This window comes from Pseudomonas fluorescens (genome assembly GCF_902497995.1).
In the GTDB taxonomy this organism is placed as follows: Bacteria; Pseudomonadota; Gammaproteobacteria; order Pseudomonadales; family Pseudomonadaceae; genus Aquipseudomonas; species Aquipseudomonas fluorescens_BK.
Genome location: NZ_CABVII010000005.1, coordinates 280,622 through 296,536, shown reverse-complemented (window position 1 = coordinate 296,536; position 15,915 = coordinate 280,622). Strand labels below are relative to the sequence as shown.

13 protein-coding genes and 1 pseudogene are annotated in these 15,915 nt (G+C 61.0%); 9 read left to right on the top strand and 5 right to left on the bottom strand.

The annotated features are described in order from the left end of the window. Nucleotides 1-375: 375 nt before the first annotated feature. Both F8N80_RS31475 and nudC read left to right on the top strand, forming a co-directional pair. Nucleotides 376-542 (top strand): annotated as a pseudogene (locus F8N80_RS31475) (hypothetical protein); the annotation flags it as partial. A 5-nt stretch (nt 543-547) separates the two neighbouring features. Next, the gene (gene nudC / locus F8N80_RS08620) at nt 548-1,378 is read left to right on the top strand and encodes an NAD(+) diphosphatase (RefSeq protein WP_150744109.1); all 831 of its coding nucleotides are present in this window, start codon (nt 548-550) and stop codon (nt 1,376-1,378) included. Here nudC and F8N80_RS08615 read toward each other — a convergent pair. Beyond that, nucleotides 1,346-2,125 carry a TSUP family transporter gene (locus F8N80_RS08615; RefSeq protein WP_150783685.1) on the bottom strand — a complete coding sequence of 260 codons (780 nt, stop codon included), beginning with the start codon at nt 2,123-2,125 and terminating at the stop codon, nt 1,346-1,348. The two genes, nudC and F8N80_RS08615, sit on opposite strands and share 33 nt — an antisense overlap. Nucleotides 2,126-2,446: 321 nt before the next feature. Here F8N80_RS08615 and pssA point away from each other — a divergent pair, with 321 nt between their 5' ends. The 7 genes from pssA (at nt 2,447) to F8N80_RS08575 (ending at nt 11,055) form a co-directional block, all read left to right on the top strand. Then, a complete protein-coding gene (pssA, locus tag F8N80_RS08610; RefSeq protein ID WP_150744111.1) occupies nt 2,447-3,790 on the top strand; it encodes a CDP-diacylglycerol--serine O-phosphatidyltransferase in 1,344 nt (447 codons plus the stop codon). After that, on the top strand, nt 3,790-4,806 hold the full coding sequence (locus F8N80_RS08605) for an AraC family transcriptional regulator (RefSeq protein ID WP_150783684.1): 1,017 nt from the start codon (nt 3,790-3,792) through the stop codon (nt 4,804-4,806). Before pssA ends, F8N80_RS08605 begins: the two co-directional genes overlap by 1 nt. A gap of 277 nt (nt 4,807-5,083) precedes the next feature. Beyond that, nucleotides 5,084-6,748 (top strand): AMP-binding protein, encoded by a 1,665-nt coding sequence (locus F8N80_RS08600; protein ID WP_150744113.1) that lies wholly within the window; start codon nt 5,084-5,086, stop codon nt 6,746-6,748. 16 nt (nt 6,749-6,764) lie between these two features. After that, entirely contained in the window at nt 6,765-7,526 is a 762-nt protein-coding gene (locus F8N80_RS08595; RefSeq protein WP_150744114.1) for an SDR family NAD(P)-dependent oxidoreductase, read from the top strand. 12 nt (nt 7,527-7,538) lie between these two features. Beyond that, nucleotides 7,539-8,732 carry an acetyl-CoA C-acyltransferase gene (locus F8N80_RS08590; protein WP_150783683.1) on the top strand — a complete coding sequence of 398 codons (1,194 nt, stop codon included), beginning with the start codon at nt 7,539-7,541 and terminating at the stop codon, nt 8,730-8,732. A 174-nt stretch (nt 8,733-8,906) separates the two neighbouring features. Next, nucleotides 8,907-10,034, top strand: coding sequence for an acyl-CoA dehydrogenase (locus F8N80_RS08580; RefSeq protein WP_150744116.1), 1,128 nt, complete (start codon nt 8,907-8,909; stop codon nt 10,032-10,034). Between the two features lie 247 nt (nt 10,035-10,281). Continuing rightward, nucleotides 10,282-11,055: an enoyl-CoA hydratase gene (locus F8N80_RS08575; protein ID WP_150744117.1), complete on the top strand. Its 774-nt coding sequence runs from the start codon at nt 10,282-10,284 to the stop codon at nt 11,053-11,055. Between the two features lie 116 nt (nt 11,056-11,171). On the opposite strand, the gene F8N80_RS08570 is transcribed toward F8N80_RS08575, so the two are convergent. From F8N80_RS08570 to F8N80_RS08555, 4 genes are all read right to left on the bottom strand, one after another. Continuing rightward, nucleotides 11,172-12,323 (bottom strand): acyl-CoA dehydrogenase family protein, encoded by a 1,152-nt coding sequence (locus tag F8N80_RS08570; RefSeq protein ID WP_150744118.1) that lies wholly within the window; start codon nt 12,321-12,323, stop codon nt 11,172-11,174. 3 nt (nt 12,324-12,326) lie between these two features. Beyond that, nucleotides 12,327-13,433 (bottom strand): enoyl-CoA hydratase/isomerase family protein, encoded by a 1,107-nt coding sequence (locus tag F8N80_RS08565; protein ID WP_150783682.1) that lies wholly within the window; start codon nt 13,431-13,433, stop codon nt 12,327-12,329. A 401-nt stretch (nt 13,434-13,834) separates the two neighbouring features. Beyond that, a complete protein-coding gene (locus tag F8N80_RS08560; protein WP_150783681.1) occupies nt 13,835-14,542 on the bottom strand; it encodes an HPP family protein in 708 nt (235 codons plus the stop codon). A gap of 158 nt (nt 14,543-14,700) precedes the next feature. Continuing rightward, a complete protein-coding gene (locus F8N80_RS08555; protein WP_150783680.1) occupies nt 14,701-15,879 on the bottom strand; it encodes an MFS transporter in 1,179 nt (392 codons plus the stop codon). Between the last annotated feature and the right edge of the window lie 36 nt (nt 15,880-15,915).

The following is a 15,915-nucleotide window of genomic DNA, read 5'->3' as shown; positions in this document are numbered from 1 at the left end:
AGGATTGCACCAGTCGCAACACTCCTCCCTTTCAGGTGACCGGTCGCGGCGGGTAAAAGTTTCGACTTTTTTTCACTTTATGACCGACCGGTTTCGCCTCGCGGGAAGGAGTCTAGGCCAGAAGTTAGAGCGTGGGAGGTCTAATGGCAAAATTGTTCGACAATCGGTTCAAAGAGGTACGGGCGTCCCGTTTGGCGGGCGTGACGCACCGACGAAGGGCGGCGTTTTCGAGGATTTGGCGTCAAAAAACCTGCGAAACGTCACATGATTGTGCAGCGCCTGGCGAGATGGGTGCACTGTTGTGGTGCGCGCTGGGTGCATGGCGCCTTTGGCCGGACCGCTGCCTTACGGCCTTGCTATAGTTCAGGCCTGGTTCTGGCCGCCGACGTCGGCACCTTGCAACGCTTGCCGAGGATCATCGGTGACGGCATGCTGCGTGAACCGGCTACGCCACCTGGAACGACGCCATGCTGCAATCCACCGATCTGCGCGTGGCCATGGCCGCCCATATGCGCAAACAGAAACCCGAATTTCTGGATTGATTAAAATGACTTCACGCTGGACCACTGCAGTACTGGACACCGATCAACCCGGCGGCTGGGCCGTGGCGCGCAGCCCTGAGGGGTTTATGTACGACGACAATGGCGCGCTGTTTCCACGGGAATGGCTCAAACGCCAGGACCTGTCGATCCTCGCCGAGCACGGCATCGGTCATCTGGACGGTGAACCGGTCTATTTGCTGGAGTTGCGCAGTCACAGCGAAGTGCCGGGTTGCAACTGGAAAGGCTTGCGCGCCTTCATGCTCGAAGGTGACCACGCTCTGTTCAAAGTGCTCGGTTATGCCGCGCAGATCGGCACCTGGGCTCGCGAGCACCGATTCTGCGGCAATTGCGGGCAGGCCACCCGACAGGTGGTGCGCGAACGGGCGATGTACTGCGAGCCTTGCGATTTACGCTATTACCCGCGCATCTCGCCGAGCATGATCGTGCTGATCACCCGTGGTGACGAAATCCTGCTGGCGCGCTCACCGCGGTTTGTCAGCGGGGTCTATAGCACGTTGGCAGGGTTTGCCGAGCCGGGCGAGTCGGCCGAGGACTGCCTGATTCGCGAGGTGCGTGAAGAGGTGCAGCTCGAGGTCAGGAACATCCAGTACATGGGCAGCCAGTGCTGGCCGTTCCCGCATTCGATGATGCTCGGCTTCCATGCCGAATACGCGGGAGGCGAGATCGTGTGCCAGGAAGACGAGATCGAAGACGCCCAGTGGTTCAACGTCAACGTGCTGCCGCCGTTGCCAGCGTCACGCTCGATTGCCCGTTACCTGATCGACGTCTATGTGGCGCGGCGTCTAGGCCACGCTGAACCAGTGCTGCCAGGCTAACCGCACGGTCAGGCCCAACACCACGGTGATGAACACCGGGCGAATGAATTTCGCACCGCCGCTGATGGCGGTGCGCGCGCCGAAGAAAGCGCCGACCATCACCGACAGGCCCATGCTCAGGCCGATGATCCAGTCCACTTGCCCGGAAAACACGAACACCGACAGCGCCGCAATGTTGCTGACGAAGTTCATGCTGCGCGCCACGCCGCTGGCCTTTACCAGGTCAATGGGGTACATCAGCAGGCTGCTGACGGTCCAGAACGCCCCGGTGCCGGGGCCGGCCACGCCATCGTAGAAGCCGAGGCTGAAACCCTGGCTCGATTGCCACTTTTTCCTGATCGGTGCATCGCTGTCCAGCGGCGCCTTCGGCGTGCCGCCGAACAACAAGTAGAGGCCGCAGGCAAAGACGATCACCGGGAGCATCTTGTTCAGCCATTCCGCGGGCAGGTAATGCGCGACCACGGCACCGGTCAGCGCCCCGACCAGCGTGCCGACGATGGCATGCGTCCACTGCCTGGGGTGGAACAACTTGCGGCGGTAGAAGGTGAGGCTGGCGGTGGCCGAGCCGAAGGTCGAACTGAGTTTGTTGGTGCCCAGCACCAGGTGCGGTGGCAGGCCGGCGGTCAAGAGTGCCGGGGTAGTCAACAGCCCACCGCCGCCGGCGATGGCGTCGATGAAACCGGCAACAAATGCGACAAGGACGAGGATGGCCAGGGTGGTGAGGTCAACGCTGAGTTCGAAAGGCATGGAATCGGCTTAATTTCGGCAGGACGCAGAACAGGGCTGCGAGGAAGGGCCGGTATCTTACCTGCATCCATTCTTGTGGGCGACCGCGATTGCTTGTGCAGGAGCTGGCTTGTCGGATCGCCGCACCGTAGCGAAGGCGTCCTCAAGTTCGGCGCAGGACTTGGCGGCCTCTTCGCGGGCAAGCCTCGCTCCTACAGGGGACTGCGATCACCGTAGGAGCGAGGCTTGCCCGCGAAGAGGCCATCACAGACACCGACAAGACCCAAACCGATCCATGGTGTAAGCTCTCGAACTCTTCGGATTCGACCCACTGCGAGCCCTATGCCGTCGCTTTTCAAACGCTCCCTGCTGCCCAAACTGCGCAGTTTTCCGCTGACCGCCGATGCCGTCACCATTCTTTCCGGCGCTGCCGAATTCCGCCGTTGCCTGCTGGAAAAAATCGCCCAGGCGACCCAGCGCATCTATATCGTCGCGCTCTACCTGCAGCAGGATGACGCCGGCCAGGAAATCCTCGATGCCTTGCACGCCGCCAAACTGGCGCGTCCGGAACTGGACGTGGTGGTGGTCGTCGACTGGCTGCGGGCCCAGCGTGGCTTGATTGGCGCCGGCAAGCAGCCGGGCAACTCGGCCTGGTATCAGGAAACCACCCGTACTCGCGACAGCGCGGTCCCGGTGTACGGCGTTCCGGTACAGACCCGAGAGCTGTTCGGCGTCCTGCATTTGAAGGGTTTTGTGATCGACGACTGCGTGATCTACAGCGGCGCCAGTCTGAACAACGTCTATCTGCACAAGTTCGACAAATACCGCTACGACCGTTATCACCTGCTGCAGAACAGCGCGCTGGCCGATTCGATGCAGCACCTGATCCAGCACGGCCTGATCGCTTCCAAGGCGGTGCATCGCCTGGACCTGCCGAACCTGCCGACTACCCGCAGCCTGCGCAACGACATCGGTGACCTGCGCAGCCGCCTCAAGCACGCGGCGTACGACACCACGACGGGCACTATCGCCAAAGACGGCTTGACCGTCAGCCCGTTGCTCGGCGTGGGCAAGAACAATCCGCTGAGCCGGGTGATTTGCGAGTTGATCGCCAGTGCCCGGGAGCAACTGACGATCTGCACGCCGTATTTCAACCTGCCACTGGCGGTCACCCGGGAAATCAACCGAGCGCTGGCGCGAGGGGTGAAGATCGATATCGTGGTCGGGGACAAGACGGCGAACGACTTCTACATCCCGCCGAGTGAACCGTTCAAGGTGATCGCGGCGTTGCCGTATCTGTATGAGATCAGCCTGCGGCGCTTTGCCAAGCGCCATCATCGCAGCATCGACAGCGGTCAGCTGAACCTGCACCTGTGGAAAGACGGTGACAACACGTATCATCTCAAGGGCATGTGGATCGACCAGCGCTACACCTTGCTGACCGGCAACAACCTCAACCCGCGGGCATTCCGTCTGGATCTGGAAAACGCACTGCTGATCGATGACCCCAAAGGTGAGTTGCTTGAGCCGCGGCGCAAAGAGCTGGACGAGATTTTCCAGCACACCCGCCGCATCGAGCGTTACCAGGAACTGGACACGCTGCTGGAATACCCGCCGGCGGTGGCCAAATTTCTCAAGCGCGTGAGTCGCGTGCGGATCGAGCGGTTGTTGTACCGGATTCTCTAATGTCGGAAAAAGACACCATTTCCATTCAACTGGTGCGTGAAGCGCTGTTGCAAAGTTGCGCCCCGGGAGCGGCCACCGAAGAGGTGTTGAACAAGGTCGGCGTCGATCCGGCACTGCTGCAGACCGCCGACGCCCGTGTCCCGGCCACTGCGTATGCGCGCCTGTGGCGATTGCTGGCCCGGCGCCGGGACGACGAGTTTTTTGGCATGGACCCGCGCAAGCTCAAATCCGGCAGCCTGGAATTTTTCTGTCGTTGTTCCATGGTGCAGCCGAGCCTGGCCGCCGGCCTGACCTCGGGCCTGGGTTTTCTGTCGCTGATGCTGGAACACATGCCCGCACAGCTGGTTCGCCAGCAAAGCCTGGCGGAGATCGTGCTGCTGGAGGACGACCAGGACCCGCGTCGGGCCTTCACCTATTTCACCTACTGGATGATCGTTCACGGCGTGGCCTGTTGGCTGGCGGGACGGCGGATTCCGATCCTGGCCATTGAATTGCGCTGTCCGGAACCGGACTTCTGCGATGACTATCGGGTGATGTTCTCCGAAAACCTGCGCTTCGACCGGCCGCGCACGCGAATGATCTTCTCCGCCGAGTGCCTGGATGTGCCGATCAAGCGCACGGCTGAAGAACTCAAGCGTTTCCTGGCCCATGCACCGGCGAATATTCTGGTGAAGTACCGCGACCCGCAAAGCCTGGCCAGCCGGATCAAGCATGATTTGCGGCAATTGCCCGCCGAACGCTGGCCGGAGACCGAGGCGTTGGCGCAACGGCTGTGCATGTCGGCCTCGACCTTGCGCCGGCGCCTGGCCGAAGAAGGGCAGACCTATCAGGGACTCAAGGACAGCGTGCGCAAGGAGTTGGCGATTGTATGGCTGGCCGAGCCGGCCATCAGTTTTGCCGAGATTGCCACGCGCCTGGGGTTTGCCGATGCCAGCTCGTTCTACAAGGCGTTTCGCAAGTGGTCGGGGTCCAATCCGGGGCATTATCGCAGTTTGATTTTGAATGAGGCTGATTGAACCGGATTTTGTGGTGCCTGATCTGGCGCCTTCGCGGGCAAGCGTCGCTCCTACAGATTCGGTTCGTTCATAACAATTGTGGTTCACCACCGGACCCTGTAGGAGCGAGGCTTGCCCGCGAAGGCGGCCGCCCAGGCGCCACATGTCTTGAACCTTGGCCAAACCAGTCACACAACTTGATAGCTTTGACCATTGTCCCGCCCCCCGTGTAGAGCGAGTATTTCCCTGTTACTTACGGTTCCCCCAAACCTAATAAGAAGACACAGGGATTCTGGCAATGCGCGATTACTTGTCTGCCACGTCACAGTTCGATTATCAGCACACCGTCGACGCCGCACTCGCGGGCGATTTGACGGCCCTCAACGCCTGTGTCGAGTGTTGCGACCGGCATGCCTTGCCGGGGCGCATCGCGCTGTTCTGGGAAGGCCGGGACGGCGCCAGCGCGACCTACACCTTTACCGACCTGCAGGATAAAGCGGCAAGGTTTGCCAATTTCCTCCTCGCCCAGGGTGTGAAGAAGGGCGACAAGGTTGCAGGCCTGTTGCCCCGCAACATCGAATTGCTGATTACCGTGTTCGCCACCTGGCGCATAGGCGCGGTCTACCAACCGCTGTTCACCGCCTTCGGCCCCAAAGCCATAGAGCATCGCTTGAGCAGCTCCGGGGCCAAGGTAGTGGTCACCGACGCGGTCAATCGCTCGAAACTGAGTGAAGTGGCCGACTGCCCGACCATCGTCACCGTCGCCGGTCCCAAGGGGCAGGGCATCGTTCGGGGCGACTACAGTTTCTGGGCCGAACTGGCCAATTATCCGGCCGAGTGCAAACCGGTGCTGCTGACCGGCGAAGATCCGTTCCTGCTGATGTTCACCTCGGGTACCACCGGTCCGTCAAAAGCGCTGTCGGTACCGCTCAAGGCCATTGTGGCCTTCCAGAGCTACACCCGCGACGCCGTGGACCTGCGCCCGGAAGACGCGTTCTGGAACGTGGCCGATCCGGGCTGGGCCTATGGCATCTATTTCGGCGTCACCGGGCCCATGGCCATGGGGCATCCGATCACGTTCTACGATGGCCCGTTCACCCTCGAGAGCACCTGCCGGGTGATCAACAAATACGGGATCACCAACCTCACCGGTTCACCCACCGCCTATCGCCTGCTGATTGCCGGTGGCGACGAGTTCGCGCGCTCGATCAAGGGCAAGCTGCGCATCGTCAGCAGCGCCGGCGAGCCGTTGAACCCGGAAGTGATCCGCTGGTTCGCCGATAACCTGGGCGTGGTGATTCATGACCATTACGGCCAGACGGAGCTGGGCATGGTCCTGTGCAACCACCATGGTCTCGATCATCCGATCCACATGGGGGCCGCCGGTTTCGCCTCGCCAGGCCACCGTATCGTGGTACTGGACGATGAGTACAAGGAACTCGGCGTCGGTCAGCCAGGCATCCTGGCCATTGATCGCACGCAATCGCCGATGTGCTGGTTCGCCGGTTACGAAGGCGCGCCGACCAAGGCCTTCGTCGGCAACTATTACCTGAGCGGCGATACCGTCGAGTGGAATCCGGATGGCAGCATCAGTTTCGTTGGCCGCAGTGACGATGTGATCACCACCTCCGGCTATCGTGTGGGGCCGTTCGACGTCGAAAGCGCGCTGATCGAGCACCCGGCGGTGGTCGAAGCCGCCGTGGTCGGCAAGCCCGACCCGGAACGTACCGAGCTGGTGAAAGCCTTCGTCGTGCTCAACCCGCAGTACCGCGCAGAACCCGCACTCGCCGAAGAACTGCGCCAACACGTGCGCAAGCGTCTGGCGGCGCACTCGTATCCCCGCGAAATCGAATTTGTCAGCGAGTTGCCGAAAACCCCAAGCGGCAAGTTGCAGCGCTTTATCTTGCGCAACCAGGAAATCGCCAAGGCTCAAGAGGCCGCGGCGAAGAACGTTTCAGCTTGAATCCAAGGAAACAATGATGCAGATCGCAAACAAGGTTTTTCTCGTCACCGGCGGTGCTTCCGGTCTCGGTGCTGCCACCGCTGAAATGCTGGTCGCGGCGGGCGCCAAGGTCATGCTGGTGGACATGAACGCCGACGCCGTTGCGGCCCAGGCTGAACGCCTCGGTGCACAAAGCGTGGTGGCCGATATCAGCAACGAAGCCGCGGCCGAAGCCGCGGTGCAGGCGACAGTCAAAGCTTTCGGCGGCCTCAATGGCCTGGTCAACTGCGCCGGCATCGTGCGCGGCGAGAAAATCCTCGGCAAGACCGGCCCCCACGTGCTGGCCAACTTCAGCCAGGTGATCAACGTCAACCTGATCGGCAGCTTCAACATGCTGCGCCTGGCCGCAGCGGCAATTGCCGAGACCGAAGCGGATACCGATGGCGAGCGCGGGGTCATCATCAATACGGCCTCGGCGGCGGCTTACGACGGCCAGATCGGCCAGGCAGCCTACGCGGCCTCCAAAGGCGCGATCGTCAGCCTGACCTTGCCCGCCGCCCGTGAACTGGCGCGCTTCGGCATCCGCGTGATGACCATCGCGCCGGGCATTTTCGAAACGCCGATGATGGCTGGCATGACCCCCGAAGTCCGCGCATCCCTGGCCGCCGGCGTGCCGTTTCCGCCGCGCCTGGGCAAACCAGGTGAGTATGCCGGCCTGGTCAGGCATATCATTGAAAACAGCATGCTCAATGGCGAGGTGATCCGTCTCGACGGTGCCTTGCGCATGGCCGCCAAGTAAAGAGGATTTGTCATGACTATTGCCAACGATCCAATTGTTATCGTCAGCGCCGTCCGCACCCCGATGGGCGGTTTCCAGGGCGAACTGAAAAACCTGACAGCGCCGCAACTCGGTGCTGCCGCGATTCGTGCGGCCGTCGAACGCGCCGGGGTAGCATCGGATGCCGTCGAAGAAGTGCTGTTCGGCTGCGTACTGTCCGCCGGTCTCGGCCAGGCCCCGGCGCGCCAGGCCGCGCTGGGCGCCGGGCTGGATAAATCGACCCGTTGCACCACCCTGAACAAGATGTGCGGTTCGGGCATGGAAGCGGCCATTCTCGCGCATGACATGCTAGTGGCCGGCAGCGCCGACGTGATCGTCGCGGGCGGCATGGAAAGCATGTCCAACGCGCCGTACCTGCTCGACCGCGCGCGCAGCGGTTACCGCATGGGCCATGGCCGCGTACTCGACCACATGTTCCTCGACGGTCTGGAAGACGCTTACGACAAGGGCCGCTTGATGGGCACCTTCGCTGAGGATTGCGCTGAAACCAACGGTTTCACCCGTGAAGCCCAGGATGCGTTTGCCATTGCTTCGACCACCCGCGCACAGCAGGCAATCAAGGACGGCAGCTTCAAGGACGAGATCGTGCCGCTCACCGTGACCGTGGGTAAAGAGCAGGTGTTGATCAGCCACGACGAACAGCCGCCGAAAGCCAGACTGGACAAGATCGCCTCGCTGAAACCGGCGTTCCGCGAGGGTGGCACCGTCACTGCAGCGAACTCCAGTTCGATCTCCGATGGCGCGGCGGCACTGGTGCTGATGCGCCGCTCCGAAGCCGGGAAACGCGGCCTGAAACCGCTGGCGGTGATCCATGGTCACGCCGCGTTTGCCGATACCCCGGGCTTGTTCCCGGTGGCTCCGGTGGGCGCGATCAAGAAACTGATGAAGAAAACCGGCTGGTCCCTGGACGAAGTCGATCTGGTGGAAGTCAACGAAGCCTTCGCCGTGGTCAGTCTGGTGACCATGACCCAACTGGAAATTCCCCACGAGAAGATCAACGTCCACGGCGGCGCTTGCGCCCTGGGTCACCCGATCGGTGCGTCCGGTGCGCGGATCCTCGTGACCTTGCTCTCGGCCCTGCGCCAGAAAGGCCTGAAGCGTGGTGTTGCGGCGATTTGCATCGGCGGCGGTGAAGCGACGGCCATGGCCGTTGAATGCCTCTACTGAAACTGACACCAGTCACATGTGGGAGCGGGCTTGCTCGCGAAGGGGCCGTGACAGTCAACATTGATGTCGCCTGATACTCCGTTTTCGCGAGCAAGTCGGATCGCCGCACCGCCGCTCCCACAGGTCCAGTGTTTCAACCAGGCATTTTGTACAAACGGTTTTTAAGGATTTGGCATGATTCCCAATGACGAACAACTTCAGATCAGCGACGCGGCCCGGCAGTTTGCCCAGGAACGGCTGAAACCGTTCGCCGCAGCATGGGACCGCGAACACCGCTTTCCCAAGGAAGCCATCGGCGAGATGGCGCAGCTGGGTTTCTTCGGCATGCTGGTGCCGGAAGAGTGGGGCGGTTGCGACACCGGTTACCTGGCCTACGCCATGGCCCTGGAGGAAATCGCCGCCGGTGACGGTTCCTGCTCGACCATCATGAGCGTGCACAACTCGGTGGGTTGTGTGCCGATCCTCAAGTACGGCAACGACGACCAGAAAGAGCGCTTCCTCAAACCCCTGGCCAGCGGCGCGATGCTGGGTGCCTTCGCCCTGACCGAACCCCAGGCCGGCTCCGATGCCAGTGGCCTGAAAACCCGCGCCCGCCTCGAAGGCGATCACTACGTACTGAACGGCTGCAAGCAATTCATCACCTCCGGGCAAAACGCCGGGGTGGTGATCGTGTTCGCAGTGACGGACCCGAGCGCCGGCAAACGCGGGATCACCGCACTGATCGTGCCTACCGATTCGCCGGGCTATAAAGTCGCCCGCGTCGAAGACAAGCTCGGCCAGCACGCTTCCGACACGTGCCAGATTCTGTTCGAAGACGTGAAAGTGCCGCTGGCCAACCGTCTGGGTGAAGAGGGCGAAGGTTACCGGATCGCCCTGGCCAACCTTGAAGGCGGCCGTGTCGGCATCGCCTCGCAATCGGTGGGCATGGCCCGTGCCGCGTTCGAAGCGGCCCGTGACTACGCCCGTGAGCGTGAGAGCTTCGGCAAACCGATCATTGAACATCAGGCAGTAGCGTTCCGTCTGGCCGATATGGCAACCCAGATCGCCGTGGCCCGGCAAATGGTTCATTACGCTGCGGCCCTGCGTGACAGCGGCAAACCGGCCTTGGTCGAAGCCTCGATGGCCAAGCTGTTCGCCTCGGAAATGGCCGAGAAGGTATGCTCTTCGGCATTGCAAACCCTCGGCGGTTACGGTTACCTGAACGATTTCCCGCTGGAGCGGATCTACCGCGACGTACGGGTCTGCCAGATCTACGAAGGCACCAGCGATATTCAGCGCATGGTCATTTCGCGCAATCTTTAATTGGAACCTGCAGGCGCTGTCGAGTGAAACGAGACTGCGATCTTTAGATGTTATTTTCAATGGCAAGATCAAAGGATCGCAACCTCGTTCACTCGACAGCTCTTATAGAACAAAATTTATCTTATTGATTTTTTTAAGATAAATTATTTGCCGATTATCGGCATGTTCTCTGCGCGAACGCGCAGCCTCTTCGCAGGCTGGGCGGCCTCCTACGGAGATCGAGCCTTATGCAAAACAGGAGTTATTTATGAGTTACGAAACGATTTTGCTGGAAATCCACGGTCGCGTGGGCCTGATTACCCTCAATCGTCCGCAAGCGCTGAACGCGTTGAATGCGCAGATCGTCAGCGAATTGAACCTTGCCCTCGACGGCCTGGAGGCCGATTCGAATATCGGCTGCATCGTACTGACCGGCTCGAAAAAAGCCTTCGCCGCCGGCGCCGATATCAAGGAAATGGCCGACCTGACCTACCCCCAGATCTACCTCGACGACCTGTTCAGAGAAAGCGACCGCGTGGCCAACCGCCGCAAGCCGATCATCGCCGCCGTCAACGGTTTCGCCTTGGGCGGTGGGTGTGAGTTGGCGTTGATGTGCGATTTCATCCTGGCGGGTGACAACGCGAAGTTCGGTCAACCGGAAATCAACCTTGGCGTGCTCCCGGGCATGGGCGGCACCCAGCGCCTGACCCGCGCCGTGGGCAAGGCCAAGGCCATGGAAATGTGCCTCAGCGGCCGCCTGATCGACGCGGTGGAAGCAGAGCGTTGCGGGATCGTCGCACGGATCGTGCCGGCGGATGAACTGCTGGAAGAAGCGCTGAAGGTTGCGGCCTCTATTGCGAAGAAGTCGCTGCCGATTGCGATGATGGTCAAGGAAAGCGTCAACCGCGCGTTTGAAGTGAGCCTGGCGGAAGGTGTGCGCTTTGAGCGTCGGGTGTTCCATGCGGCGTTTGCGACGCAGGATCAGAAGGAAGGGATGGCAGCGTTTATTGCCAAGCGTGAGGCCGAATTCAAAGGGAAGTGATGTAGGGTCTTAGCGGACGTCTTCGCGGGCAAGCCTCGCTCCTACAGGTTATGAGTTGTTCATGCGAACACCGATAACCTGTAGGAGCGAGGCTTGCCCGCGAAGCTTTTAGGGCATTACGCCAGATAGTGCTTCAGTTCGCGGGCAATCACCATCCGCTGAATCTCGCTCGACCCTTCATAAATCTGCGTAATCCGCGCATCCCGGTAATAACGCTCCACCGGGTAATCCTCCAGATACCCATACCCGCCATGAATCTGCATCGCCGACGAACAGACCTTCTCGGCCATCTCCGAGGCAAACAGCTTGGCCTGTGAAGCCTCCGACAGGCAAGGCTTGCCGGCACTGCGCAAGCGCGCAGCATGCAGAATCAGCAACCGCGCCGCGTTCAGGCGTGTGTGCATATCGGCCAGCATATTGGCGATGCTTTGGTGCTCGATGATCGGTTTGTCGAACTGGACCCGATCCCGCGAATAGGCCAGCGCCGCTTCGAATGCCGCACGCGCGATACCCAATGCCTGGGCCGCGATACCGATGCGACCACCTTCGAGGTTCGACAGGGCGATGGCCAGGCCTTTGCCGCGTTCGCCGAGCAGGTTGGCTTCGGGGATCGTGCAGTCGCTCAGGGTCACCGCGCAGGTATCGGAAGCCCGGATGCCCATCTTGTGTTCGGTGCGATCGACGATGAAACCTGCAGTGTCCGTGGGTACCAGGAACGCCGAGATGCCGCGCTTGCCCAGATCCGGATCGGTCACCGCGAAGACGATCGCCAGTTTCGCCCGTTTGCCGTTGCTGACGAATTGCTTGGCACCGTTGATCACCCACTGGCCATCGCGCAATTCGGCGCGGGTGCGCAGGTTGTGGGCTTCGGAACCGGCCTGGGGTTCGGTCAGGCAGAAGCAGCCGATGGCCTGGCCGCTGGCCAGATCCGGCAACCAGGTCTGTTTCTGCTCTTCGGTGCCGTAGTTCAACACCGGCCCGCAGCCTACGGAGTTGTGGATACTCATCAGCGCGCCGGTGGCGCCGTCGCCGGCGGAAATTTCTTCCACGGCCAGGGCATAGGCGACGTAGTCGACATAGGTGCCGCCCCATTCCTCGGGCACCACCATGCCCAGCAGGCCCAGTTCGCCCATTTTCGCCACCAGGCCATCATCGATCCAGCCGGCCTTTTCCCAGGCCTGGGCGTGGGGCGCGATTTCGCCGCGGGCAAAGTCCCGGGCCATGTCGCGGATCATGACTTGTTCTTCGCTCAATTCGATATCGTGCATGGCTCAGCTCCAGCTTGGGTCAAAGCCGCTGAAAAAACTCGCGACGTGCCCGGCGTCCAGCGCCTGCAAGTTCGGTGGGTTCCAGCGCGGGCTCTTGTCTTTGTCGATCAGCAAGGCGCGCACGCCTTCGATCAGGTCGCCGCGCTCGAACCACTGACGGTCCAGGTGCAGCTCAAGGGCAAAGCAGTCTTCCAGGCTCAACTGCCGACCGCGGTGCAGCATTTCCAGAGTAACACCCATGGCCAGCGGCGAACGGCTTTGCAGCAGGTCGGCGGTGGCCACGGCCCACTCATGGCTGTCGGCGACCGTTACTTCACGCAGTTGCTCAACAATACTCGGCACATCGGGCAGGGCGAAGAAGTGATCGATGGCCGGGCGCAACACGCTCAGTGGCGCGTCGGGCAGTTGTTGCACCGCAAGTGTTGCCAGCAGGCCTTGCAGGTCCTTGAGCGGCGTGTCGTGCCATTGCAGCCGATCGAGTTGCTCGTCCAGGGTGCCTAGCTTGCTGCTGTCCAGATACCAGTCGGCCAAGCCGCAATAGAGCGCGTCGGCCGCGCGAATCTGCACGCCGCTGACGCCGAGGTAGATCCCCAGTTCACCGGGAACCCGCGACAGGAAGTAGCTGCCGCCGACGTCCGGGAAATAACCGATCCCGACTTCCGGCATCGCCAGACGGCTTTTCTCGGTGACCAACCGCAAGTCTGCGCCTTGTACCAGGCCCATGCCACCCCCCAGGACGAAACCGTCCATCAAGGCCAGGACCGGTTTACAGTAGTGGTGAATCGCCAGATCGAGAGCGTATTCCTCGACGAAGAAATCCTCGTGCAGGGTGTCGCCGTTGTTGAAGCTGTCGTACAGCGAGCGAATATCGCCGCCGGCACAGAAAGCCTTCTCGCCGGCACCGCGCAATACCACCGCATGCACCTGCGGGTCCTGCGCCCAGGCGTCGAGCTGACGCTGCAGATTGCGCACCATGTCCAGGGTAAGGGCATTGAGGCCGGCGGGGCGATTGAGGGTCAGGTGACCGATATGGTTGCGGACCTCGGCCAGCACTTCGTTTTGCGTGGCATCCATGGACGAAGTCCCCGGAGAAGAAACCTGAGCAGTCATCAGTAACTCCCTGCTTTTATTGTTCTTTATAGACAAGCTCACGTGCGAGCGATGCAGGATCGTAACAGTGCAAATTTGTGATGTACAAGCGGGATATGTGCAGGTGCTTCCTGCATATTTGCATGACTCTAAATGTGGGAGCGGGCTTGCTCGCGAAAGGTATGTGTCATTCAACACAGAGGTTGACTGACACGGCCTCATCGTCGGAACGCCGCCCGGAGCAAGCTCGCTCCCACTGGGATTCCATGCGAGTCTGGATATTTTGTATCCACCACAAGTCACTGTGGGAGCGGGCTTGCCCCGGGCGGCGTTCCGACGAAGGGGCCATCACCTTCAATATCGATGGCGACTGAGCCACCGCTTTCGCGAGCAAGCCCGCTCCCACAGGGGGATGTGTGCTGTCAGTAACTCTGGTTCAGAACTTCACCAATACTGCGACGTTTGGCGTGTAACTCACTGATATGGATCAGTTGTTCCAGGTCTTCGGGGGTGACATCAAAGAACGCCTCCATCTCTGCCAAGGCCAGTTTGAGATCCTGGGCGGTGATAGCCTGATTGTCGATCGGCGGGTGATCGGCCGGCACTACGGCAACCGGTTCGCTGGCACGTTTGGGGTAACGGATGCGTGTCAGGTTGTTGTAGGCCAGGGCGCTGAGCAGCATGGTCGATGCGCTGAGCATCACCGGACCCAGGGCTTTCCAGTCCAGGGCGATGGTCGCCGGGTCCGCTAGCACCAACAGCAACGCCAATGCTCCAGCAGGTGGATGCAGGCAACGCAGCCAGCACATCAGAATCAGCGCCATGCCCGCTGCCAGGCAAGCGCTGCCGAGGGTTCGTCCGAGCACATGAGCGACCAGCAACGAGACCACCCCGGCGCTCAAATACCCGCCAAGAATCGACCAAGGCTGGGCCAGCGCGCCGGAGGACACGGCGAACAGCAACACGGCCGATGCACCCAGCGGGCCGATCAGATGCTGCGCCACTTGCAGGCCGAAGACCTGGCTGCAGAGCCAGACGCTAAACATCGTGCCCAGGGACATGCCAATGGCGGCGCGGCTCCATTCCGAAGGACGGGTATTGATGGCGGCAGGTAACCAGCGAGCAAGCATGAGGCACAGGATCCATAGAAAAAATCGAGGCAAAAAAAAGGCTTAGCTGGGATACCCAGAAAGCCCTTGAAGGTGTTCCAACTATTGGGGGAGGAACCGGCACAGTGTGCCGTTCAATCCTGATGCTGACAAATTCATATTAATGAAGCTTCAGTTCATTATTTTTGAAGTAGGGCCACCCGACGCCCACTCATGAAACACAGGAAACCACCCATGGCCGTCAGCGCGCTCAAGGCATAAAACATGGTAGGCGCAGGGGAATGCAGCAGCAGGAAGCCGCAGATCACCGGGCTCAAGGCCCCGCCCAGGGCTGCGAGGTTCTGCGCGCCGTAGTAACTGCCGCGCAGTTCCTCTGGCGCCAGGGTATCGACGAAGAGGAATTCGGCGGGGTAAATGATCATTTCACCGAGGGTGAAGATGAACATCGCTACGCACCAGGACACCAGGCTGTCGGCCAGGCTGAAGCCGATCAGCCCGACGATGAACAGACTGGTACCGCCGGCGATCCAGTAGCGCAATTGTTCGCGCTTGAGGAAACGGCCGATCTGGTATTGCAGCAGGATCACGCTGATGGCGTTGCAGGCGAGCAGGGCGGCCATGGTTTCCAGGGCACGCTTGGCATCCTGGGTCACCAGCAAGTATTGCGACAAGTACAGGGTGTAACGGCCGTGGACCACGGTGCTGAGCAGGCAGCCGCAGGTGAACATGATCAGCGTGCGGTCGTTTTTCAGGGTGACCAGGGTCTTGAGAAAACTCTGGGGTTGGCCGATTGCGGGTGCCAGGGCCGTGTCCTTCGGTATCCCGATCATCAGGAAAATACTGAAGAACGCGATACCGCCGGCGATCAGGAACGGTGCAATCGGATACACGCCGGCAATCACCACGCCCAGCATCGGGCCGGTGGCGTAGCCGATGTTGGTCAGGGTGTAGCGCAAGGAAAAGGCCTTGGCGCGCTGACCCATGGGCAGGTTTTCGCTGAGGATCGCCTTTGAGCCGATCAGGAATAGTGCCGAGGCGGTTTCGGTGATCACCAGGGTGGCGGTGGTCAGGTAGAGGTTGTCGGCGAAGGTCAGCAGCACGAAACCGATGGCGCTGGAGAGCATCGCGAGGATCAGCAGCCGGCGCTTCTCGAGACGGTCGATGATGTAACCGCCGTAGAGCGCGAGGAGGGTGGCGATGAACACCGCGATGCCCAGCAGCAAGCCGACGTCCTGTTGGTTGAGGTCGAGTTTGTTGCTCAGGAACAGCGTGAGCAGCGGGCTGGTGATGGCGCGGCTGACGACGATGGTCAGCGAGCAGATCATCAGCCGGCGGATGACGAGTGAGTAAGTGGCCACGGGGGGGCAAATATCCTTATTCAGATGTTGTGATGT

Coding starts and splice junctions, on each gene's coding strand:
- nudC (WP_150744109.1), top strand. CDS start 548: ATGACTTCACGCTGGACCACTGCAGTACTGGACACCGATCAACCCGGC.
- F8N80_RS08615 (WP_150783685.1), bottom strand. CDS start 2,125: ATGCCTTTCGAACTCAGCGTTGACCTCACCACCCTGGCCATCCTCGTC.
- pssA (WP_150744111.1), top strand. CDS start 2,447: ATGCCGTCGCTTTTCAAACGCTCCCTGCTGCCCAAACTGCGCAGTTTT.
- F8N80_RS08605 (WP_150783684.1), top strand. CDS start 3,790: ATGTCGGAAAAAGACACCATTTCCATTCAACTGGTGCGTGAAGCGCTG.
- F8N80_RS08600 (WP_150744113.1), top strand. CDS start 5,084: ATGCGCGATTACTTGTCTGCCACGTCACAGTTCGATTATCAGCACACC.
- F8N80_RS08595 (WP_150744114.1), top strand. CDS start 6,765: ATGCAGATCGCAAACAAGGTTTTTCTCGTCACCGGCGGTGCTTCCGGT.
- F8N80_RS08590 (WP_150783683.1), top strand. CDS start 7,539: ATGACTATTGCCAACGATCCAATTGTTATCGTCAGCGCCGTCCGCACC.
- F8N80_RS08580 (WP_150744116.1), top strand. CDS start 8,907: ATGATTCCCAATGACGAACAACTTCAGATCAGCGACGCGGCCCGGCAG.
- F8N80_RS08575 (WP_150744117.1), top strand. CDS start 10,282: ATGAGTTACGAAACGATTTTGCTGGAAATCCACGGTCGCGTGGGCCTG.
- F8N80_RS08570 (WP_150744118.1), bottom strand. CDS start 12,323: ATGCACGATATCGAATTGAGCGAAGAACAAGTCATGATCCGCGACATG.
- F8N80_RS08565 (WP_150783682.1), bottom strand. CDS start 13,433: ATGACTGCTCAGGTTTCTTCTCCGGGGACTTCGTCCATGGATGCCACG.
- F8N80_RS08560 (WP_150783681.1), bottom strand. CDS start 14,542: ATGCTTGCTCGCTGGTTACCTGCCGCCATCAATACCCGTCCTTCGGAA.